Source organism: Streptomyces zinciresistens K42 (genome assembly GCF_000225525.1).
Classification (GTDB): Bacteria; Actinomycetota; Actinomycetes; order Streptomycetales; family Streptomycetaceae; genus Streptomyces; species Streptomyces zinciresistens.
Window position 1 is genome coordinate 1 of record NZ_AGBF01000030.1, and the last position, 19,288, is coordinate 19,288.

23 protein-coding genes are annotated in these 19,288 nt (G+C 71.8%); 7 read left to right on the forward strand and 16 right to left on the reverse strand.

Translation table 11 applies throughout. The features are described from left to right. Together SZN_RS12375 and SZN_RS12380 are read right to left on the reverse strand one after the other, a co-directional pair. Positions 1-780, reverse strand: a 780-nt coding sequence (locus SZN_RS12375) for a putative RNA methyltransferase (protein ID WP_007494795.1), incomplete at its 3' end; no start/stop codon positions are given. A gap of 682 nt (positions 781-1,462) precedes the next feature. Next, positions 1,463-1,993: an HAD domain-containing protein gene (locus SZN_RS12380; RefSeq protein WP_007494797.1), complete on the reverse strand. Its 531-nt coding sequence runs from the start codon at positions 1,991-1,993 to the stop codon at positions 1,463-1,465. Between the two features lie 222 nt (positions 1,994-2,215). Between SZN_RS12380 and SZN_RS12385 the strand changes: the two genes are divergently transcribed. Then, positions 2,216-3,064 carry a nitroreductase/quinone reductase family protein gene (locus SZN_RS12385; RefSeq protein WP_007494799.1) on the forward strand — a complete coding sequence of 283 codons (849 nt, stop codon included), beginning with the start codon at positions 2,216-2,218 and terminating at the stop codon, positions 3,062-3,064. Positions 3,065-3,174: 110 nt separating this feature from the next. On the opposite strand, the gene SZN_RS12390 is transcribed toward SZN_RS12385, so the two are convergent. Together SZN_RS12390 and SZN_RS12395 are read right to left on the reverse strand one after the other, a co-directional pair. Beyond that, entirely contained in the window at positions 3,175-5,343 is a 2,169-nt protein-coding gene (locus SZN_RS12390; RefSeq protein ID WP_167546300.1) for an aminoglycoside phosphotransferase family protein, read from the reverse strand. Between the two features lie 100 nt (positions 5,344-5,443). Next, a complete protein-coding gene (locus SZN_RS12395) occupies positions 5,444-6,520 on the reverse strand; it encodes an aminoglycoside phosphotransferase family protein (RefSeq protein WP_007494803.1) in 1,077 nt (358 codons plus the stop codon). A gap of 255 nt (positions 6,521-6,775) precedes the next feature. On the opposite strand from SZN_RS12395, the gene SZN_RS12400 reads away from it, so the two are divergent. After that, positions 6,776-7,513, forward strand: coding sequence for an HAD family hydrolase (locus SZN_RS12400; RefSeq protein WP_007494805.1), 738 nt, complete (start codon positions 6,776-6,778; stop codon positions 7,511-7,513). A 16-nt stretch (positions 7,514-7,529) separates the two neighbouring features. Here the strand turns inward: SZN_RS12400 and SZN_RS12405 are convergent, their stop codons facing one another. Continuing rightward, positions 7,530-8,399 (reverse strand): GntR family transcriptional regulator, encoded by an 870-nt coding sequence (locus SZN_RS12405; protein ID WP_007494807.1) that lies wholly within the window; start codon positions 8,397-8,399, stop codon positions 7,530-7,532. A gap of 177 nt (positions 8,400-8,576) precedes the next feature. On the opposite strand from SZN_RS12405, the gene SZN_RS12410 reads away from it, so the two are divergent. Further along, positions 8,577-8,759 carry a hypothetical protein gene (locus SZN_RS12410; protein ID WP_043730270.1) on the forward strand — a complete coding sequence of 61 codons (183 nt, stop codon included), beginning with the start codon at positions 8,577-8,579 and terminating at the stop codon, positions 8,757-8,759. Here the strand turns inward: SZN_RS12410 and SZN_RS12415 are convergent. Then, positions 8,750-9,469, reverse strand: coding sequence for an HAD family hydrolase (locus tag SZN_RS12415; protein WP_007494811.1), 720 nt, complete (start codon positions 9,467-9,469; stop codon positions 8,750-8,752). The genes SZN_RS12410 and SZN_RS12415 overlap by 10 nt on opposite strands. Positions 9,470-9,501: 32 nt before the next feature. After that, positions 9,502-10,380 (reverse strand): winged helix-turn-helix domain-containing protein, encoded by an 879-nt coding sequence (locus tag SZN_RS12420; protein WP_078508549.1) that lies wholly within the window; start codon positions 10,378-10,380, stop codon positions 9,502-9,504. A gap of 153 nt (positions 10,381-10,533) precedes the next feature. Here SZN_RS12420 and SZN_RS12425 point away from each other — a divergent pair, with 153 nt between their 5' ends. Further along, complete coding sequence (locus SZN_RS12425) at positions 10,534-10,722, forward strand: hypothetical protein (RefSeq protein WP_007494815.1); 189 nt, start codon at positions 10,534-10,536, stop codon at positions 10,720-10,722. 84 nt (positions 10,723-10,806) lie between these two features. Here SZN_RS12425 and SZN_RS12430 read toward each other — a convergent pair whose 3' ends face one another. After that, positions 10,807-11,649 (reverse strand): winged helix-turn-helix domain-containing protein, encoded by an 843-nt coding sequence (locus tag SZN_RS12430; RefSeq protein ID WP_007494817.1) that lies wholly within the window; start codon positions 11,647-11,649, stop codon positions 10,807-10,809. 249 nt (positions 11,650-11,898) lie between these two features. Here SZN_RS12430 and SZN_RS12435 point away from each other — a divergent pair, with 249 nt between their 5' ends. Continuing rightward, positions 11,899-12,078 (forward strand): hypothetical protein, encoded by a 180-nt coding sequence (locus SZN_RS12435; protein ID WP_007494819.1) that lies wholly within the window; start codon positions 11,899-11,901, stop codon positions 12,076-12,078. 207 nt (positions 12,079-12,285) lie between these two features. On the opposite strand, the gene SZN_RS12440 is transcribed toward SZN_RS12435, so the two are convergent. Next, positions 12,286-13,545 carry a GNAT family N-acetyltransferase gene (locus SZN_RS12440; protein WP_007494822.1) on the reverse strand — a complete coding sequence of 420 codons (1,260 nt, stop codon included), beginning with the start codon at positions 13,543-13,545 and terminating at the stop codon, positions 12,286-12,288. 115 nt (positions 13,546-13,660) lie between these two features. Continuing rightward, positions 13,661-14,284, reverse strand: coding sequence for an RsiG family protein (locus SZN_RS12445; RefSeq protein WP_043730244.1), 624 nt, complete (start codon positions 14,282-14,284; stop codon positions 13,661-13,663). A 159-nt stretch (positions 14,285-14,443) separates the two neighbouring features. On the opposite strand from SZN_RS12445, the gene dtd reads away from it, so the two are divergent. Then, a complete protein-coding gene (dtd, locus tag SZN_RS12450) occupies positions 14,444-14,869 on the forward strand; it encodes a D-aminoacyl-tRNA deacylase (protein ID WP_043730247.1) in 426 nt (141 codons plus the stop codon). A gap of 78 nt (positions 14,870-14,947) precedes the next feature. Here dtd and ygfZ read toward each other — a convergent pair whose 3' ends face one another. The 3 genes from ygfZ to SZN_RS12465 are packed head-to-tail and all read right to left on the reverse strand — an operon-like array spanning position 14,948 to position 16,968. After that, entirely contained in the window at positions 14,948-15,913 is a 966-nt protein-coding gene (gene ygfZ / locus SZN_RS12455) for a CAF17-like 4Fe-4S cluster assembly/insertion protein YgfZ (protein ID WP_007494828.1), read from the reverse strand. A 10-nt stretch (positions 15,914-15,923) separates the two neighbouring features. Continuing rightward, on the reverse strand, positions 15,924-16,376 hold the full coding sequence (locus SZN_RS12460) for a Fur family transcriptional regulator (protein WP_007494830.1): 453 nt from the start codon (positions 16,374-16,376) through the stop codon (positions 15,924-15,926). 16 nt (positions 16,377-16,392) lie between these two features. Then, entirely contained in the window at positions 16,393-16,968 is a 576-nt protein-coding gene (locus SZN_RS12465; RefSeq protein WP_007494832.1) for a heme-binding beta-barrel domain-containing protein, read from the reverse strand. A gap of 297 nt (positions 16,969-17,265) precedes the next feature. Here SZN_RS12465 and SZN_RS12475 point away from each other — a divergent pair, with 297 nt between their 5' ends. Beyond that, entirely contained in the window at positions 17,266-17,628 is a 363-nt protein-coding gene (locus tag SZN_RS12475; protein WP_007494836.1) for a DsrE family protein, read from the forward strand. 97 nt (positions 17,629-17,725) lie between these two features. On the opposite strand, the gene SZN_RS12480 is transcribed toward SZN_RS12475, so the two are convergent. The 3 genes from SZN_RS12480 to SZN_RS12490 form a co-directional block, all read right to left on the reverse strand. Next, complete coding sequence (locus SZN_RS12480) at positions 17,726-17,989, reverse strand: DUF3099 domain-containing protein (protein ID WP_007494837.1); 264 nt, start codon at positions 17,987-17,989, stop codon at positions 17,726-17,728. A 98-nt stretch (positions 17,990-18,087) separates the two neighbouring features. Continuing rightward, on the reverse strand, positions 18,088-18,375 hold the full coding sequence (locus SZN_RS12485; protein WP_007494839.1) for a DUF1416 domain-containing protein: 288 nt from the start codon (positions 18,373-18,375) through the stop codon (positions 18,088-18,090). Between the two features lie 59 nt (positions 18,376-18,434). After that, positions 18,435-19,280, reverse strand: coding sequence for a sulfurtransferase (locus tag SZN_RS12490; RefSeq protein ID WP_007494840.1), 846 nt, complete (start codon positions 19,278-19,280; stop codon positions 18,435-18,437). Positions 19,281-19,288: the final 8 nt, after the last annotated feature.

Below are 19,288 nucleotides of genomic sequence, written 5' to 3' on the forward strand. Positions count from 1 at the left end.
CAGGTCCGCGGGGGCCAGGTGGCGTGCGCTCGGCGTCATCCCCACCAGGTCGATGGCTTCTTGCCTGGTCAGGGGCGTGGTGTATTCGACTTGCTGGGTACCGTCGGCCCGGAAGTAGGGGTCCAGCGCCTGTTGCAGGCGCTGTTCCTTGTCCGGGTCGATCGTGACCATCGCGGGGATCTGGCCCCGCAGCTCGGCCAGGTGCCGCTCGACGGGCCGCACCACGATCAACCGGCCGGTCGGACGGAGCACTCGGTGGAACTCGGACGGGTTGCGCGGGGCGAACACGTCCAGCACGACATCGACCCCCTGGTCCACCAAGGGGAAGGGGCGGAAGACGTCCCAGCTCGCCGCAGCGACTCGCGGATGGGCTCGGGCCGCTGAGCGCAGGGCGCGTGCTGACGTGTCCAGCCCCAGGCCGCGGGTGCCGGGCAGCTGATCGAGTACGCCCGCCAGGTAGTAGCCGGTGCCGCATCCGATGTCCACGACCGTGCCTTGACCAGGCAGGGCGTCGGCTGTCATACGAGTCAGGGTCTGGTGGACAGGGGCGTACCTGCCGGTGGACAGGAACCGGTTTCGGGCCTGAACCATGGCTGCGTCGTCACCGCTGGTGGCGCGGATGCCCGTCAGCAGGCTGACGTAGCCCTGACGGGCGATGTCGAAGGTGTGGCCCTCCGGGCAGCGCAGTGAGCCACGGTCGGGTCGGAGACAGGCGCGGCACACCGGGCAGCGCAGCAAGTCGAGAAATAGTTCGAGGGCAGGGGGAAGCAACGCAGGCACGAGGCACTCCAGGCGACGGAGAAAGGAAGGGACCGTGCCTGCACGCGCTCTCAAAGCCGCCGCCCTAAGAAGGACGGGGCCAGGCATCTCGCCGCCTCGGTGTGGGCGGCACAAGGGAGATGGACCACGTGAACAGGCACGCCAAGGAGGGCGACGCCCTACGGCATCGCCCTCAACGCCTCGTGATTACAGAGCCTGGATGTGCTGGGTCCACATGCCTACACCTTACGAGCCTTACCAGAAGCCCGTCCCCTCGCCTCAGCAGTCAAGAGATGCGGCCCGGCGGTGGGGGATCGCGCCGGACTGCGTAGCCACCCGGACGACGGGTTTGGTCCCGTTTAAGCTGCACAGTCCCTACGGGTCTGCAAAGTGGCATACATGGGGCTGGGTGTGCTGGAGGGGATGAAGCCGTCACAAGTAGACGGCTTCGAGGTCGGCTGGCGGGACGACCAGGGTGAACATCGGCTGCCCTCCCCGTTTGGCGAGCGCGACGGGCGCCTCGCCGGTGGGTGAACTTAACTGACTCCCTGGGACGATCACTGATGCTGGTGACGACGCCGGGCGACTACGACGCCCTACGGGATGAGTCCCACCAGAACTGATCCCACCAGAACTGAACTGCCAGACACCAGGCCACGGCGGTACCGTCCGACAGAACAAATGGGACCGTCTCAGCTCGCGCTCAAGCAGGCGCATCGCGGGTCGCCCGGGGGCGCTCGGCGCTGATCCACTCCTCCAGGACCGTGAAGTCGCGGTCGGTGAGTCCGTGCCGGTGGTCGACGCGGTGCAGCAGGGCGGTGGCCGGGTGGTGGGCGGCCACCCAGGTGCGGTCGGCGGCGGTGATCTCGTCGTCCACCCAGAGGAAGGGGCGGCCGCCGGCCCAGTCCACGAGGGGCCGCGTCTTCCAGTGCGTGCCGCGGTGGCCGAGCGAGGGGGTGTCCGCCGCGTCCGGCCAGTCCACCAGGGGCAGCGGAGCCAGGTCGAGCCAGGGCGCGATGACGGCGTTCGCCACGTCCATCCAGGTCGTGGCCCATACGAGCTCGCAGCCGAGCGCGGCCAGCCGCTTCAGCCGGGTGCCCAGGGCCGGGTCGATCCGGGTGAGCAGCGGATGGGCGGCCGGTCCGGACAGGCCGCGGGGCGGGTCGTACAGCGGGTAGGGCCGCGTCGCCCCGAAGGGGAGCAGCGTGCCGTCGACGTCGAGGAAGAGAAGCATCGAAAACAGGATCTCCCCCGTCGGCGTACTGCGCTACTGTCGGCGTCATGACTGCCGGGTCGGCCTTGTGCCGTGAGCGAGTTGGGTGTTGCCCGGCCTCTGAGTGAGGTTCCCCGGGGTCCCCCGCGCTCGCAGAGCCCGGGTGCGGGCCAGGAGCCCGCCTTCTTCTCTCCGCCTCCGTGTCCGGAATCCCGCGAAGAGGAAGAGACAAGAAGACCCGACATGCACCATGACTTCCAGCAGCAGGTCATCGAGGAGTTCCGCGCCCGCAAGGGCCGCGTCGGCGGCCCCTTCGAAGGCGCCCGGCTCCTGCTCCTGACCACCACCGGAGCCCGCAGCGGGCGCCCGCACACCGTCCCCGTCGGCTACCTCCCCGACGGCGGCGCACGTGTCCTCGTCATCGCCTCGGCGGGCGGGGCTCCCAGGCACCCGGCGTGGTTCCACAATCTGCTCGCCCGTCCCCGGGTCACCGTGGAGAGCGGTGCGTTCACCTACGAGGCGCGCGCGGTCGTCCTCGACGGCGAGGAGCGGGACGCCGCCTTCGCGCGGGCGGTGGAGTCGGAACCGGGCTGGGCCGACTACCAGGCCAGGACCGCGCGGGTGATCCCGGTGGTGGCCCTGCACGAGATCGACCGGGGCGGCCCGCCGGACATCAACGCGTCCTCCATGGCCGAGGCCGTCAAGGTCGTCCATGACGCCTTCCGCCGCGAACTGGCCCTGATCCGCGCCGAGATGCGTACGGCGGCGGAGGTCGGCGCCCCCCTCGGGGCCCAACTCCGGGTGAACTGCCTGACGTTCTGCGCGGGCCTGCACAACCACCACACCGGCGAGGACGTGGCGCTCTTCCCCTTCCTCGCCGGCCGCCACCCGGGGTCCGCGCCCACGCTGGACCGGCTCCGCGAGGAGCACGAGCGGATCGCCGGGCTCGTCGGGGAACTGCGCCGGGTCCTCGGGAAGGGGGGCGCCGAGCCGACGGCCGTCCGCGCCGAGGTGGAGCGGCTGACGGCGGAGCTCGAAGCGCATCTGACGTACGAGGAGGAGCAGTTGATGCCCTTGCTCGGCGCGGGGTGAGTCCGGGGGCCGCCGCGGCTCACCCCGTGCGTCCGCGTGCTCCGGCTCACGGCGGCCCCGCTCCCGCGGGCTCGGAACGGCAAGGGCCGTGTGCCCCGCGTGCCCGGCGGCTACTGCGACAGGGCGCGCAGGAGGTAGGGGTTGTCCCGGCGCGGTTCGAGGTTCAGCTCGGCGAGGGCGGCCTGCAGCGTCCACTCGTACGACCGCAGGGCGGCCCGCACCCGGGGGACGCCCCGGTGCCGCCGGGTGACCAGGTGGTCGAGGTCCTCGTAGGCGGCGCGGACGATCTCCAGGCGCTGGTACTTGCTCCAGTCGGACAGCAGTCCCCGGGTGTAGTGAGCGGCCAGCCGCTGCTCCCAGCGGCGCTTCATGACGTGGGTGCGGCGGTCGTCGGTGCGGGCCAGGCAGGTGTGCCGGACCAGGTCGTACAGCGGGTCGCCGACCCGGGCCCGGTCCCAGCCGATGAGGCCGATGCCGTAGCGCCCGTCGGTCGCGCGGACCAGGTTCCACGGGTGGAGGTCGCCGTGCAGCAGGGTCGGTGTGCGGGGCTCGACCGTGTACTGCCCGAGGATCAGGCGCAGTTGCCGGTGGCCGGGCAGGCCCACGGTCTCGGCGAGGGCGTGCACGTCGTCGGGCAGGGCTTCGACCATGGCGGCGAGTTCGGTCGTCAGCCGCTCGTAGAAGCCGGTGGCCGAGGCCGTGGGGTCGAGCGCCAGGTAGTCGACCGAGGTCAGCTCGCGCAGCTGGTCGACCAGGCTCTCGGCCTCGTGCGGACGCAGTCCGTCCGCGGGGTGTTCGGGAGCCGACCCGTCGTCGGGGCCGAGGTACGTGTGCACGGCGAACGGGCCGGGCTCGCGGCCGCCGTGCCCCAGGGCGAGCAGACGCGGCGCGCAGACCTTCGTGCTCCCCTGTTCCAGGACGCGCAGCACGGTGTGCTCGTCGAGTCGGCCCGGTTGTTCGGCGCCCGCGCCCGGCCGTGCGGTCGGGCGCCGTACGAGCACGGGCGCGTCGGCCTCGGCGACCCTGGCCCGCACCACGGTGTTGACGTGGGCGGTGCCGCGCAGCCGGCGGCTCTCGGGCTCCAGGCACTCGGCGGCCAGCGCGCTGTCGACGCCCGCGGCGCGGAAGTCCGGCCGGCGTGGATGCGCGCGGTCCGGGCGCCACCGTACGGGCACGCGGCGCACGTCGTGGATCGTGTGGCCGTGGGCGTACTGCGTCCACCGCGTCAGGAGGCCGTGGACGGCGGTCTCGGAGGGCGGGCTGAGTCCGAGCAGCCCGGCGGCGGCCTCCAGCGCGGCGCCGACCCGGCGGGTGGCGGCGGTCAGGCCCTGCTCGTCGGGCAGGCTCTCCTCCAGGGCGTGCAGTTCGCGCATGACGTCGGGGTAGAGCGAGAGGGTCTGCTCGAAGGCGATGTAGTGGCCGAGGTCGTCGGCCAGGCCGTCCGCGGCCCGCGGACTCCACCGCTGGACACCTCTCGTCCAGGCCGCGACGGCCACGTCCCGCTGGGCCGGTGTGTGGCCGGTGCGTACGAGATGGACCGCCAGGTCCCACAACGGGTCGCCGAACGAGGCGAGTTCCCAGTCGACGAAGACCAGCGGGATGCGGCCGTCGCCGGTGACGATCACATTGCCGGCGTGCAGGTCGCCGTGGAGGAGGCTGAAGGGTCGCGGAGTCATCCGCGGCACCCGGTCGGCCAGCCGCGCCAGCGCCCCCTCGTCCACGCCGAGGCGCTCGAAGATCCCCCGGAAGCGCGGCCAGTTGGGCCGTCGCACCTCCCGCTCGGTCAGTTCCACGACCTTGCGCAGGAAGTCGTCGCTGCGCGGCGAGCGGGGCCAGCCCGTCGGGAGCGGTGGCACCGCGTCCTCGTCCACCCGGGTCAGTCCGGCGAGTCCTTCCGCCATGGCCTCGATGAGCGCGCGGTCGATCGAGCCGACGTCCTCGGCGGCGGACAGCGCCACCCCGGGCACGAACGTGTGGACGGCCGAGCGCTTCCAGTCCTCGGCGAGGCAGACCGGGGCGTTGGCCACCTCGCCCCGGATCGCGTCGAGGATGCGGGGCTCCTCCTGCCAGGTCCTGAAGACGACACGCAAGGTGTCGGGGCGGGATATGCGGACCAGTACGTGCTTGTCGACCGGCTGTCGCAGCAGGGCCGCCATGGCGGGGGTCAGGCGTGCGAGGTAGTTCATGTTGTGGTGGCCGTGGAGGAGACTCCCCGACTGCCTCGCGTACCGGACGAACCTCTCGTACACGGTGGGCGGGCGACCGCGTGGTGCGTTCAAATGGCGTTCCTGTGCTGCGCGTTCCTGCATGAGGGAGAACAGGTAGTCGAGACTGTAGAGCACGTGGGGGTGCGGTGCGGCCGAAGTCGCCGTGTCGGCCTCACGGGGTCCGCGCGCCGTTCCGCCGGTGCCACTCCCGCAGCGAGACGGCGACGGTGCGCAGTCCCGGTACGTCCTTCAGGCCCAGCGGCGCGGCGGCCCGTGCCAGGACCCGCTGGACCTTGGCGGCCTCGGTCGGCCAGCGGCGCCAGTTGAACGTTCCTCCGGTGTCGAGGATCCGGGTCGCCCTGATGACGTCCGTGAAGGCGCTCTGGGCCCGCTTGAAGTCCAGCAGTTTCGGCAGGTCGTCCTGCCAGCCGTCGGTCGCGCGCGGGCCGGCCTTCTCCCGGACCACCCGCGCCCAGCGGCGGATCACCCGCTCCCGCTGGTCCGCGGGGTAGGCCATGAGATGGAGGTGGGTGGCGAGGTCGTACAACGGGTCGCCGAACATGGCCAGTTCCCAGTCGATGGTCCACAGGTCGCCGCGGTGGTCGAGGATCAGGTTCTCGCGGTGCAGATCGGCGTGGAGCAGGTGGAACGGCCGTGCGGCCAGACCGGGGACGACGACGTGCTTGCGCAGTGAGCGGAAGGAGTCCTCGTCGATGCCCAGTACGGCGAAGAGCGCCTCGAAGGACTCCAGGTCGGCCTGGTAGACGCGCTCCTCGGCGAACCGTACGAGGCCCTCCAGGAAGCCCGCGCAGTCCCCGTCCTCGGCGCGGTCACGCGGCAGGCAGCGCCGGTCCGCCTCCAGCGAGCCGGGGGCGATCGCGGCCAACTCGCCGAACAGGTGCAGGATCTGGTGGAGCGCCGGCTCGGGGACCCTGCGGCCGGCGCCGTGGCGCGAGCCCAGCGTGTGTCCCTCGACGAACCGCTGCATCGGCATGTCACCGACGTGGATCAGCGCCGGGATGCGGGAGATCCGGCCCTGGAGCAGTCCCACCAACTCCTCCTCGGAGGCGAAGCAGCGCCGGTCGAACCAGAGCAACCGGTCGCGCGGGGCACGGCACTTGACGCGGACCGGCTCGGCCTCCTCGTCGTCCTCGCCGTCGCCCTCCGTGCCGGGCATCGGGATCACGTAGGTCTCGTGGTGGTAGCCCTTGAGCGGCCCCTCGACCACATTCGCGTCACCGCCGCTCATCTGGACGGCTCTTTCCCGTGTCGGGGACACCCGTTCGGCTGACATCGCACGCTCTCTCGACTGACCCCCCGCGGCAGTGGCGGGGGGATGTTGCCCGGCATCCCCCTGTGAGGGGGCATCGTGCCAGAAGAGAGGGCCCCGTTCGCGCCGAACACCGGGACGGGGCGATCGGGTGTTGACCCGAACGGGGCGCCGGGGGGTGACACCGGGGCGGGCACGGTCGCGCCGCCGGGCGGGCCGCCGCAGACTTGCCGGGTGACGACGACAAGCTCCCCCGGCGGCGAGGACCTGCGCGCCGTCCTCGGCCGGGCCGAGGCGGTACTGCTCGACTTCGACGGACCCCTGTGCGACCTGTTCGGCGGTACCTGCACGGCCGGCATCGCGGACGAGATCAAGGAGCGTGCCCGCCGGGAGTGGGGCCGGCTGGACCCGCCGGTCGAGTCCTGCGCCGACTCGCACGGGATCCTGCTCCGCCTGGCCGACATGGCGGCACGGCGAGGCGGTCCCGGCCCGATCCGGCTGGACTGGGCCGACGCGATCGTCACCCGCCACGAGTACGCGGCCGTGCACCGGGCCGTAGCCACCCCCGGTGCGCGGAGGCTGGTGGACGCCCTGAGGTCGGCCGGGAAGACCCTGCTCGTGGTGACCAACAACGCCGAGGGCCCGGTCCGCGAGTACCTGGAACGGCGGGACCTGCTGGGGCACTTCACCGCGGTGTACGGGCGCGACCCGCACGATCCGCGGCTGATGAAGCCGCACCCGGGCGTCGTCGGCCGCGCGCTGGCGGCGCTCGGCGGGACGGCCCCCTCCCGGACCCTGCTGATCGGGGACCAGCTCACCGACCTGGCGGCGGCACGGGCCGCGGGCGTGCCGTTCCTGGGCTTCACCCGGCACCCGGAGCGGGCCGAGCGGATGCGGCGGCTGGGCGCCCGCGGGGTGGTCGGCTCGTACCCGCCCGTGCTGCGGGAGCTGTCGGCCCAGCGGGTGGGCTGAGCCCGCCGGCCGCCGCTCATGCCACGGTCAGCAGCCGCCAGACGGAGTCGAACCACGCCTGGCGCGAGGAGACGAACACGGACGCCGGCGCGTCCGGGTCCTCCTCCGCCACGAAGTGTTCGAGTACGGCGCCGAGGCCGACCACGTCGACGGCGGAGATCGTCTCGTCCTCCAGCACGATGGGCCGTTCGACCACCTCGTACATGCCGTGCAGCGCCTCGGTGCCGTTGAAGAGGTAGAGCTTGAAGGCCGGGGTGATCGGCACCGTGCGCACCTGGACGTCGACGTCCGCGACGAGCCCCTCGGCCCGCAGTTCCTCCAGGGTGATCCGCAGCGCCTCGGTGTTGCGCCGGGTGATGGCGTGCAGCCGCTGCATCGGCCGGGGGTCGTCGGGCTCCGCCAGGGCGCGGGGATAGGGCAGCGGCAGGTCCTGCGACGGCAGCAGCATGCGCAGGGCGATCCGCTCGGGGGCGATCACCCGGGTGCGGATGCGCTCGGCCTGGAACCAGATGTGCGCGGCCAGGGACTCGGAGGTGAAGGTGAAGACGTCCAGCCGCACCGCGCTCTGCTCGAACGCCCTGTCGATGTGCGGTCTGAGGGTCGTCCGGCCGGTGTGCCGCACCCGGCCGCCCGCCGATGGCGGGGGCGGCGATCCGATCACCCGGGACCCGCTGCCCTGCCGTGACTCCACGAGCCCGCGGTCGACGAGTTCCCTGAGCACCCGCTGCACGGTGTCACGGGAGACGTTCAGCTCGGCGGCCAGCTCGCGCTGCGGCGGGAGCGGGGAGCCCGGGGAGTAGGTCCCCTCGGACATACGGAGGAGGAGCGCCTCCAGCACGCGCTCGAACTCCTTGCCGCCGGTCTCGGCGGGGCGCTGTCCACCCACTCTGCGACCGTACCGCTTCCCGCCCGGCGACACACATATTTCAGTCAGGTTGACAGTCCAACCACCGGTCCAGTTAAGGGATCTAGCCGTCAGGGAAAACCAATCTCAGGCCAACCAGCCCAATTGGTAAGGGAATTGGGCGGCTCTCCGAGGCGAAGAGGAATGGCGGTGGGGGACATGGTGCTGGTGCAGGCGCTGTCCGCGGTGGTCGAGACGGCCCTGGGCCTGATGGCGCAGGCGAGGCTGGGGGTGGTGGGGTTGGTGGTGCTGACCGCCGCGTTCGTCGGCATCCGGGCGCGGCACAGCCGGCTGGCCGTGGGGGCGGTGGTGGTGTTCGTCCTGCTGATGAGTCAGGCCTGATCCCGCACCGCGCGCAGCAGGGGCAGCAGGGAGGCCACCACGTGGGCGGCGCCGGCCTGGCGGAGGCGCTTTTCCTTGGTCTCGTTGCGCGCGTAGCCCAGGAAGGGGACGCCGGCCTCGCGGGCGGCCTGCCAGTCGGTGGGGGTGTCGCCGATGAACAGGGCTCCGGCGGGGGCGACGCCCATCGCGCTCAGGGCCCGGTTGAGGTAGTGCGGGTGGGGCTTGAGGTACTGGAGCTCCTGCGTGCGGCCGTATATGTGGGGCAGGAAGCACTCCAGCAGGCCGCGGCCGCCCAGGTAGGCGCGGACCACCTGCGGCGAGTTGTTGGTCGCGACGGCGAGCCGCGCGCCGACCGCGTTCCAGGTCCGGATCAGCGGGTCGGCGTACATCGTGGGCATCGCGGAGCCCGCGGCGCGCAGTTCCTCCTGGGTGAGGCGCTCCTCCAGCTCGGCGACCAGATCACTGCCGGGGTGGCGGCGGTCGACGGCGCGCAGCACGACGTGCGGGTCGAGGGACCGGCGCTCCTCCTCGCTCAGCAGGCCCCGCAGTCCGCGCCCCTCCAGCCAGGACACCAGGTCGGCGGCGACGCGCTCGGCCCGGTGCCGGGCGAACAGGCGGCAGATCGGGCCGTCGAAGTCCCAGAGCACGACACGGGCGGGTCCGATCAGGTCCCGGAGCTGCTCCCACCGGATCTCGGCCTCTGCGGTCACCGTCTCAGTCTGCTGCTTCGTCTCAGGAGTCACTAGGAGAGTGTCAGGTCCGTGGTGATGGTTTCCCAGAGGGCGTCGAACCACTTCTGGGACTCGGCCACGAACGCGGCGTCGCGCTGTCCGGCCTGCTGGACGAAGGAGAACAGCAGGGAGGCGGAGCCCAGGGCGTCGTACATGTTCAGCGTCCGGCTCTCGTACTCGTCCTGGCGCTCGGTGAGGACGTAGTAGCCGATCAGGGCCTCGGCGCCGTTGAGCAGGTACAGCTTGACCGGCGGGGTGAACGGCAGGGCGCGGAACGTGACGCGCACGGAGATGCCGAGGGTGGAGCGCAGCGCCTGGAGGTTGTGGCGCAGCACCTGCGCCTGCGCGTTGCGCATCTCCAGCCAGCGCTTGTGGACCGAGTCGTCGCCCTCGCCGCCCTCGACCAGGACCGGGAAGGCGAGGTCGATGTCGCGGGACGGGAGCAGGATGCGGACGTCGATCGACTCCGGGCGGATCGCGCCCTCGTGGATCAGGCGCAGGGGCTCGCCCAGGGCCACCATCAGGGTCTCCGAGGTGTGGCAGACGACGTCCACCTCGACGCGGGGCGCGGCGAACGCCTCGGTCAGGCGGGGGGCCAGGCCGACCATGGTCGGCTGGGGGGCGTCGCGGGTGGGCGGCGGGAGGGCGATCCGCGGCGGACTGCCCTTGCTGACGTTGGTGAGGAGGCCGTCCTCCTGGAGGGCGCGCAGTGCCTGGCGTACGGTGCCCCGCTCCACGCCGAACTCCTCGGCCAGCTCGGCCTGCGTGGGCAGGCGGTCGCCCGCCTTGAGCTCTCCGACGCGGATCCGTTCCCGCAGGATGTCGGCGATCTCCTGCGGCGAGAGTCTCCTGCTGCCGTTCACTGCCACGTTCTCCTGAGTCACGACCAAACGCTACAACTCACTCCTATCTAACGGGAGTTGTTTGTAGCTTGTTTCAAGGTGGGGGCCAAGTGGGGACAACTCAATCAGAGTTGGCATTAAGTTGGTCGAGTTGGCGGAAGTAATCCTTCCATTCCCGGATGTCCTGAGGAGGAAACACCGATGCCCGTTCTCGCGCTCCTCGCCGCCGTCTTCGTCGTCGGCGTCGAACAGACCCTCCAGTGGAGGTACGGTGCCACCGGCATCGTCGGCCTGCTGCTGCTCACCATAGGCATCAAGGCCAAGAGCCCGGCGATCAGTTCGATCGGGGCCGTCGTCCTGGCCGTCCTGGTGTCGGGGCCCGCCCTGTGATCCACGCGTGCCCCGCGGGACGCGGGCCGCGCCGCGACGGTGCCGGACGCACACGTCACCCTTGTCACACACGGCGGGGGACGATCAGCTCGTGAGCACGAGCTCCGAACTGATCGTCTCCCACAGTGCGTCGAACCACACGTGCGACTGCTCCACGAAGGTCGCGTCGCGCAGCCCCGCCCCCTGCTCGAAGGCGAACAGCGGCGACTGGATGCCCGGGGCGTCGTACATCTGGAGCTGCCGCTGCCCGATCTCGACCTCGCTGCGCACCAGCGTGTAGTAGGCGAACAGCGCCTCGCCGCCGTTGAGCAGGTAGAGCTTGACCGGCGGGGTGAAGGGCAGCGCCCGGAAGCTCACCCGCACCTCGACGCCGTGCGTGGAGCGCAGCGCCCGCAGGTTGTGCCGCAGCACCTGGCCCTGCGCGTTGCGCTGGGCGAGCCAGCGCCGGCGCAGCTGGAGGTCGGCGTCGTCGGCCGACTCCTCCACCGGCGTCGGGAAGGCGAGCGGGATGTCCCGGCTGGGCAGCAGGACGCGGACGTCGACCTTGGCCGGTTTCAGCTGTCCGGTGTGGATGCGCCGCAGCGGTTCGCCGATCGCGAGGGTGAGGGAGACCGAGGTGAGGCACAGCGCGTCGATCTCGACGTGCGGCGCCGCGAAGGCCGCCGCGATGCGCGGGGCGAGGGCGACCATGGTGGGCTGCGGCGGCGCCCCGGGCCCGGTGAGCGCTCTGGCCAGGTCGGGGGCGACGGTGGCCGGGGCCCCCTTGGACACGTTGGTGAGCAGGTGCTCGGACTGCAGGATGTGCAGGGCCTGCCGGACCGCTCCGCGCTCGACGCCGAACTCGTCCGCCAGCTTGGCCTGCGTGGGCATGCGCTGGCCGGGCCGCAGGGCGCCCGAGGTGATCCGGGCACGCAGTTCGTCGGCCACGTCCCGATGTGACTTCTGTGGCCGCAGTGAACTCTTCCGTCCCTGGACGGAGATGTGTTTCGGCTCCACCACCGAACCGTACAACTTCCCGCCATCTTTGGGCAGTTCCATGAATGATGGTTATGAGACGCGTCCAAGCGGTCATAACTACAGTGAAGTTGGTCGCCAACTTAGGCAACATGGTCAAACTTCAGGGAGGTTGGCCACAAGAGCCGGAACTGTCGACCGCCGTCCCGGAGGGAGACCGGCATGCCGCTCGTCTACCTCGCCGTCGCCGCACTCGTCATCGGGTTCGAGCAGTTCGTCCAGTGGACGTACGGGCCGATGGGGATCATCGCCTTCCTGGCGCTGTCCCTCGGCCTCAAGGCACGCAACGGCCTGCTCGGCGGCATCGGCGCGGTGATCCTCGTCATGCTGCTCGCCCCGTAGGGACCCCGCGCCCGACCGCGGGGGACGCAGGGCCAGGGGACCAGGTTCGGCCGTCCGGGCTCCCTTCCGGAGGGGAGCCGGGAGCCCGGCCGGTCAGCACAGCCACAACTTCACACCGACAACCGAAGAGCGCACGCACCGCCACAACTCAACAGCTCAAACAGCTCACCTACGGATGAACACGTCCGCCGCAGCCGGGGAGAGGAGTCAGAACCCGTCCGGGCACCAGGGCCGCCTGGACGTACGCAGCAGGGCGTCGGCCAGCCGGGCGGCGCCCGCTCGTTCTTCCCGGACCCGGCCGAGCGCCGCGAGCCGTGCGACGGACTCGTCGCCGAGCCACAGCCGCCCCAGGTCCGCCACGTCGAGGGTGAGGTCGGCCGAGGCCGCGGTCGGCGCGCAGGACGCCCCCTCCGGCGCCGCCCGCAGCAGATAGCGGCCGCCGGCCGGGCCGGACGCGTCCGCCACCTCCAGCACCAGTTCGCCCTCCCCCTCGTACGTCCGCGCCTCCAGGGCCCGTACGACGTCCAGGACCCGTACCCACAGCCAGTCCGCCAGCGTGGTGACCCTGGCCGCCCTGGGATCGGGGAGGTACAGCGGGAGCAGGTCGTCGGGGGCCCGGTAGCCGCTCCTGACCGTGGTGATCCAGTCGATCGAGCAGAGGTAGTGCCACAGGGCGCGCTCGGACGCGGGGTTCGCCGCGGCGAGCCAGTCGACCGTCGCGGTGTTCAACGGCTGCTTGCCGTCCCCCCACCGGTCGTCCGCGCGGTAGGACACCATGCCCTCGACCTCGCCGCCGGGTCCGCGGTGCACGGCGTGGAAGGGTTCGGTCCACGTGTCGCGCACCTGGCGCACGGCGCCCGTGGCCACCTGCCACCAGCGCTCGTCGCGGTTGACGGCGCCGGGCTGGGCCCGCCGCACCCGCTCGAACAGCTCCGGGCCGAGCTTGCGCACGTCCGCGCCGTCCACCAGGTCGACACGGCCGCCGTCCTCGGGGCCGGACCAGCGCGGGTCCAGACCGGCGCGGGGCACGTCCACGGTCCACTGGGCGGAGCTGGTGGCCGGGCCGAAGCCGTAGCGGCCGTAGATCGGGTACTCGGCGGCGATCAGGGTCGCGACGACGTCGCCGCGCTCCTTCGCGGCGGCCAGGTCGTGGGCCATCATCCGGGTCAGCAGGCCGCGGCGGCGGTGGGTGGGGGACACGGTGACGTTGGAGATGGCGTCGGCGGGCACCACCGCGCCGCCGACGGCGGTCAGTTCCTGGGCGAAGGAGCGGAAGGTGGCCACGCAGCGGCCGGCGTCGAACGCGCCGAGCGTGCGCGCCGGGACGACGTAGGAGGCGCGGTCGGCGACCTCCGCCTCGGAGACGTCGGGGGTGCGCAGGAAGCCGGTGTTCAGGGCCCGGGTCCAGTCGGGGATGTCAGCCTCGCTGATCGGGCGGACGTCGATGTGGGATGCGGGACGGCTCATGGGATCACCGTAGGGGGGCGCACGCGGCGGTGTCCTCGCCTTTTCCGCGCCCCCGGGTGCTCCGGTCTCTCGCCCCCGGGTGCTCCGGTCCGCGGCCGGCCCCGCGGTCACGGCATCAGGTCAGCAGGTCGTCCACCTGGGCCTCGCCGTCGCGGTAGCGGCGGGTGATCTCCGCGCTGCAGTCGTCCGCGGTGCGCTGGAGCTTCTGGCGGCGCCGTGAGACCTGCCGCTCGTAGCCGACGAGGCGGGCCATGGCGGCGTCCAGCTCCGCGTCGGTGCGCGCCTGGAGGTCGGAGAGCTCCACCTCGGCCAGCATCTCGGCCGCCAGCCGCCGGTACTCCTCGCTCTGCGGTGTGCCCAGCGTCACATGGCGGGCGGAGGAGCGGTGGCGGGCCGGGGCGTCGGTCAGGATCTCGCCGAGCCGCTCGACGACGGAGGCCGCGCCGATCGGGGAGCGGCGCGCCGACTCGGCCCGCAGGATGTCGATCCGGCCCTGGAGCAGCCGCCGTACGTAGCTGAGATCCGCCTCGTCGCTCTGCGCGTCCCGGCGCAGCGCGCGCAGTTCGGGCAGGCTGAGGGCGGTCAGGTCCCGCGCCGAGGGCTCGGCGGGCAGCGGGGCGTGCGGGCCGGGGCCCGGATCCTCGGCGGTGCGCTGTGTCGGTGGCCGCAGCCCGGCGGGCGGGCCCGCGTGGGTCGTCACGACAGCCCCGGGCGGCTGCCCGCTACTCGGTGTGCTCATGTGCCTCTACCGTCCCCTCGACCGGCGCGTGGGAAGCATGGTGCCATCCCGCGTGGCCGCTATGGGACCGAGTGCCCGCGAACAGCCCCGGATGGGGGGTTGAGGAGCATAAAAGAAGCACCGTACGAGACACTCGCCCCCGCACGGCATGATGGCGGCATGCGAGCTGTGGTGCAGAGGGTCGACGGGGCGAGCGTGGTCGTCGACGGGGAGACGGTGGGCGGGATCACCGGTGAGGGGCTGTGCGTGCTCGTCGGCGTCACGCACGAGGACACCGCGGAGAAGGCGGACCGGCTCGCCCGCAAACTCTGGTCGATCCGGATGCTGGAGGGTGAGAAGTCGTGCAGCGACATCGACGCCCCGCTCCTGGTCGTCAGCCAGTTCACCCTTTACGGCGACGCGCGCAAGGGCCGCAGGCCCACGTGGAACGCCGCCGCCCCCGGCGAGGTGGCCGAGCCGCTGGTGGCCGAGGTCGTCGCCCGGCTGCGCGCGCTGGGCGCGACGGTGGCGACGGGCCGGTTCGGCGCCAGGATGCGGGTGTCCCTGACGAACGACGGCCCGTTCACCGTGCTGATCGAGGTCTAGGGCGGTGGCCGGGAGGGTTTGCCGGACGCCGCACGAGCCTCCGGCAAACCCTCCCGGCCACCGCACTGGCGGCAGGAGCTACGGCTGGACGACCGTCTCCTGGGCCGCCGCCGTGTCCCCCGCCATCAGCGGGGCGTCCGCCGGAACGTTCCGCTTGACGAGCGCGAGCGCGACCGGGCCCAGCTCGTGGTGGCGTACGGACGTCGTGATGAAACCGATCCGGCGCCCGTCGGGGCCCTCGTCGGCCAGCCGGATACCGGTGCCCTGCGGCGGCAGGTGGACCTCGCTGCCGTCCAGGTGCAGGAAGACCAGGCGGCGCGGGGGCTTGCCCAGGTTCTGGACCCGGGCGACGGTCTCCTGGCCGCGGTAGCAGCCCTTCTGCAGATGCACCGCGGTGCCGATCCAGCCGAGTTCGTGCGGGATGGTGCGGTGGTCGGTCTCGAAGCCGAGCCGCGGCCGGTGGTGCTCCACCCGCAGCGCCTCGTGGGCGAGGATCCCTGCGGGCGGTCCCGCCTCGGCCGCGTACGACTCCAGGTCCGCGCGCGGGAGGAAGAGGTCGCGGCCGTACGGGGTCTCCCGGACGACGACGCCGGCGGGCACCCCGGCGATCGAGCCGGCGGGCAGGTGGACGACCGCGAAGTCGGCGGTGCGGTCGGCGACTTCGGCCCGGTAGAAGAACTTCATCGACTCCAGGTAGGCGACCAGCGCGTCCTGGGTGCCGGGCTCGACGTGGGCCCAGACCGTGGCGCCGTCGTCGACCAGGTACAGCGCGTGCTCGACGTGGCCGTTCGCCGACAGGATCAGCGCCTCGGCGGCCTCGCCCGCGGGCAGCTCGCTGACGTGCTGGGTGAGCAGCAGATGCAGCCAGGTCAGCCGGTCCTCGCCGGAGACGGTGACGACGGCGCGGTGCGAGAGGTCGACGAAACCGGTGCCGTCGGCCAGGGCGCGCTGCTCACGGAACAGATCGCCGTAATGGGCGGCGACACCGTCGTCCACGCCCTCGGCGGGCACGGCGCCGGGCAGGCTCAGCAGGGGGCTCTTCATGCCCCCCAGCCTACGACTCGGTGGTTGACGTCCTGGCGTTCGCTGCCGTGAGCGAACAGTCCGCGCACCGGCCGAAGATCGCGAAGTGCTTCATGTCCGTCTCGAAGCCGAAGGTCCGGCGCAGCTTGCCGGTGAACTCCTCGGCCACCGACACGTCGGCCTCGATGACGGCCGTGCAGTCCCGGCACACCAGGTGGATGTGGTGGTGGCGGTCCGCGAGGTGGTACGTCGGCGCCCCGTGCCCGAGGTGGGCGTGGCTGACCAGCCCGAGCTCCTCCAGGAGCTCCAGGGTGCGGTAGACGGTGGAGATGTTGACCCCCGACGCCGTCCTCCTCACTTCCACGAGGATGTCGTCGGGGGTCGCGTGCTCCAGGGTGTCCACGGCTTCGAGCACGAGTTGCCGCTGCGGCGTCAGCCGGTAGCCGCGCTGCCTGAGGTCGCTCTTCCAGTCGGTGTTCACCACACCGACGAGTCTAGGACTACTTGAAGAACGCGATGCCGTCGTCCGGCAGGTCGTCCGGGAGGGCCTTCGCCCAGCGCTCGACGTCCTCCGGGGAGACGACCTTCTTCAGGTGGGCGGACATGTACGGGCGCAGCTCGACCTCGGGGGTCTGCTTCTCGCCGACCCACATCAGGTCGCTCTTGACGTAGCCGTACAGCCGCTTGCCGCCGCTGTAGGGGCGGGCGGCGGCGGTGCGGGCGACGGCGTCCGTGACCAGGTCGATCTGGGGCTTCCTGTCGGCGAGTTCGCCGTACCAGATCTCGATGACGCCGTCGTCGCGGGTCATCGTCACCTCGACCTTGCGGTCGGCGTCGACGCGCCAGAAGCCGTGTTCGGACTCCAGCGGGCGCACCTTGGCGCCCTGGTCGTCCAGCACCCAGGTGTGGGAGTGGTACTCCAGGAAGTCGCGGCCGTCGTGCGTGAAGGTGACCTCCTGTCCGAAGTTGCACTTCTCGGAGCCGGGGAAGTCGTGCACGCCCGCGCCTGCCCAGTTGCCGAGCAGGAAGGCGAGCGGGACGAGGTCCTTGTGGAGGTCGGACGGGATCTCGATCATGAGCAGCTCAGACGTCTCGTGCGGATGGTGGGGTCAGCGCTGGCCCTGGTACAGCTTCTTCACGGTCAGGCCGGCGAAGGCGAGGACGCCGACGCAGACCAGGACGAGCAGGGCTTCGAAGAAGATCGCCACGGGGTGCTCCTCGATTGAGCAGGTTGAGCGGTGGGTACGCAGGGCCGCCCCCAGCTTAGTCGGCCGGGGCCCGGCCCTCCGTACGAGGTGCTCCCCCGGGGGCCGGCCGCCGGGGCGGGGTCGGCCCGGGGGCCGCCGCCGGGCCGCGTTGACTACGATGCGGCCATGGCGAAGAAGCTCGTGATCAAGGTGACGGCGGGGGCCGACGCTCCCGAGCGCTGCTCGCAGGCGTTCACGGTCGCGGCGGTCGCCGTGGCCAGCGGGGTCGACGTCTCGCTGTGGCTGACCGGTGAGTCCGCGTGGTTCGCGCTGCCGGGCCGGGCCGCCGAGTTCGAGCTCCCCCACGCGGCCCCGCTGCCCGACCTGCTCGACTCGGTGCTGGCCGCGGGCCGGCTCACCCTGTGCACGCAGTGCGCGGCCCGCCGGGACATCACGCAGGACGACGTGATCGCGGGCGTGCGGATCGCGGGCGCTCAGGTGTTCGTGCAGGAGGCGATGGCGGACGGGACGCAGGCGCTCGTCTACTGAGCCCGGCTCGCCTGCCGGGCCCGGGGGAACGGGCGGGGACACACTCTGACGGACGGGCCGTACGCGGGGCCGCGGGGCTCCTGCCGACCGCCGCGGGCTACTGGTGCGGTTTCTTCTTGCCGTCCAGCTCGTCCCACCACGTGTCGGACTCGGGGTCCCCGGACGGGTCGTCCCACCAGCGGTCCTCCGGGCCCCGCCGGTTGGCGACCATCGCGGCCACCGGCGGGATGACCATGGCCACCACGCACATGCCGACCGCCACCGGTACCGACCACAGGCGCACGACGCCCCACGCCAGGACGAAGAGCGTGATGCAGGTCCCCATCATGGCGAAGTACAGATGGCGCCGCCGTGCGTACACACCTCCAGGGTATGCCCGCGGCCGGACATGCCGCAGGGCCGCGTCCCAGGTGTCCAACCCGGGGGACGCGGCCCCGCGGACGTCCGTCCGCCGCCCGCTCAGACGGCGATCGCGACCTCGGAGAGCCCGCCCCGCTGCGCCACGACCGTACGGTCGGCGGTGCCGCCGGGGACGAGCGCGCGCACGGTCCAGGTGCCCTCGGCCGCGTAGAAGCGGAACTGGCCCGTGGCGGAGGTCGGGACCTCCGCGGTGAACTCGCCGGTCGAGTCCAGCAGCCGGACGTAGCCCGTCACCGGCTCTCCGTCACGGGTCACCTGACCCTGGATCGTGGTCTCGCCGGGCTTGATCGTCGAGGCGTCGGGGCCGCCGGCCTTCGCTCCGCACATGTCTTAACTCCAGGTTGGGGTCTGACCGGAGGGAAGGCCGGTCGGGATGGCTGGCTGGGTTACTTGGCGGGGCCGAGCTCGATCGGCACGCCCACGAGGGAGCCGTACTCGGTCCAGGAGCCGTCGTAGTTCTTGACGTTCTCCACGCCGAGCAGCTCGTGCAGCACGAACCAGGTCAGCGCGGAGCGCTCACCGATACGGCAGTAGGCGATGGTGTCCTTGGCCAGGTCCACCTGCTCGTCGGTGTAGAGCTCCTTGAGCTCGTCGTCCGACTTGAAGGTGCCGTCGTCGTTGGCGTTCTTGGACCACGGGATGTTGCGGGCGGACGGGACGTGGCCCGGACGCTGCGACTGCTCCTGCGGCAGGTGCGCGGGGGCGAGCAGCTTGCCGGAGAACTCGTCGGGCGAGCGCACGTCGACCAGGTTCTGCGCGCCGATGGCCGCCACGACGTCGTCGCGGAAGGCACGGATCGCGGTGTTCTGCGCCTTGGCCCGGTAGTCGGTGGCGGCGCGCTGCGGCACGTCCTCGCCGTCGACCAGCTCGCGGGCGTCCAGCTCCCACTTCTTGCGGCCGCCGTCGAGGAGCTTGACGCCCTCGTGGCCGTAGAGCTTGAAGTACCAGTAGGCGTAGGAGGCGAACCAGTTGTTGTTGCCGCCGTAGAGGATCACCAGGGTGTCGTTGCCGATGCCCTTCGCCGAGAGGAGCTTCTCGAAGCCCTCCTGGTCGATGAAGTCGCGGCGGACCGGGTCCTGGAGGTCCTTGGTCCAGTCGATGCGGATCGCGTTCTTGATGTGGTTCTTCTCGTAGGCGGACGTGTCTTCGTCCACCTCCACGATCGCGATGTTCTCGTCGTCGAGGTGCTGCTCCAGCCAGTCGGCGTCGACCAGGACGTCGCTGCGGCTCATGCTTTCTC

What these genes read in the sequence shown, in the direction of transcription:
- SZN_RS12435 (WP_007494819.1), top strand. Translation starts at nt 11,899, where the DNA reads ATGCCGCTCGTCTACCTCGCCGTCGCCGCACTCGTCATCGGGTTCGAG.
- SZN_RS12425 (WP_007494815.1), top strand. Translation starts at nt 10,534, where the DNA reads ATGCCCGTTCTCGCGCTCCTCGCCGCCGTCTTCGTCGTCGGCGTCGAA.
- SZN_RS12485 (WP_007494839.1), bottom strand. Translation starts at nt 18,375, where the DNA reads ATGTGCGGAGCGAAGGCCGGCGGCCCCGACGCCTCGACGATCAAGCCC.
- SZN_RS12380 (WP_007494797.1), bottom strand. Translation starts at nt 1,993, where the DNA reads ATGCTTCTCTTCCTCGACGTCGACGGCACGCTGCTCCCCTTCGGGGCG.
- SZN_RS12395 (WP_007494803.1), bottom strand. Translation starts at nt 6,520, where the DNA reads ATGAGCGGCGGTGACGCGAATGTGGTCGAGGGGCCGCTCAAGGGCTAC.
- SZN_RS12475 (WP_007494836.1), top strand. Translation starts at nt 17,266, where the DNA reads ATGGCGAAGAAGCTCGTGATCAAGGTGACGGCGGGGGCCGACGCTCCC.
- dtd (WP_043730247.1), top strand. Translation starts at nt 14,444, where the DNA reads ATGCGAGCTGTGGTGCAGAGGGTCGACGGGGCGAGCGTGGTCGTCGAC.
- SZN_RS12465 (WP_007494832.1), bottom strand. Translation starts at nt 16,968, where the DNA reads ATGATCGAGATCCCGTCCGACCTCCACAAGGACCTCGTCCCGCTCGCC.
- SZN_RS12410 (WP_043730270.1), top strand. Translation starts at nt 8,577, where the DNA reads ATGGTGCTGGTGCAGGCGCTGTCCGCGGTGGTCGAGACGGCCCTGGGC.
- SZN_RS12490 (WP_007494840.1), bottom strand. Translation starts at nt 19,280, where the DNA reads ATGAGCCGCAGCGACGTCCTGGTCGACGCCGACTGGCTGGAGCAGCAC.
- SZN_RS12440 (WP_007494822.1), bottom strand. Translation starts at nt 13,545, where the DNA reads ATGAGCCGTCCCGCATCCCACATCGACGTCCGCCCGATCAGCGAGGCT.
- SZN_RS12385 (WP_007494799.1), top strand. Translation starts at nt 2,216, where the DNA reads ATGCACCATGACTTCCAGCAGCAGGTCATCGAGGAGTTCCGCGCCCGC.
- SZN_RS12445 (WP_043730244.1), bottom strand. Translation starts at nt 14,284, where the DNA reads ATGAGCACACCGAGTAGCGGGCAGCCGCCCGGGGCTGTCGTGACGACC.
- ygfZ (WP_007494828.1), bottom strand. Translation starts at nt 15,913, where the DNA reads ATGAAGAGCCCCCTGCTGAGCCTGCCCGGCGCCGTGCCCGCCGAGGGC.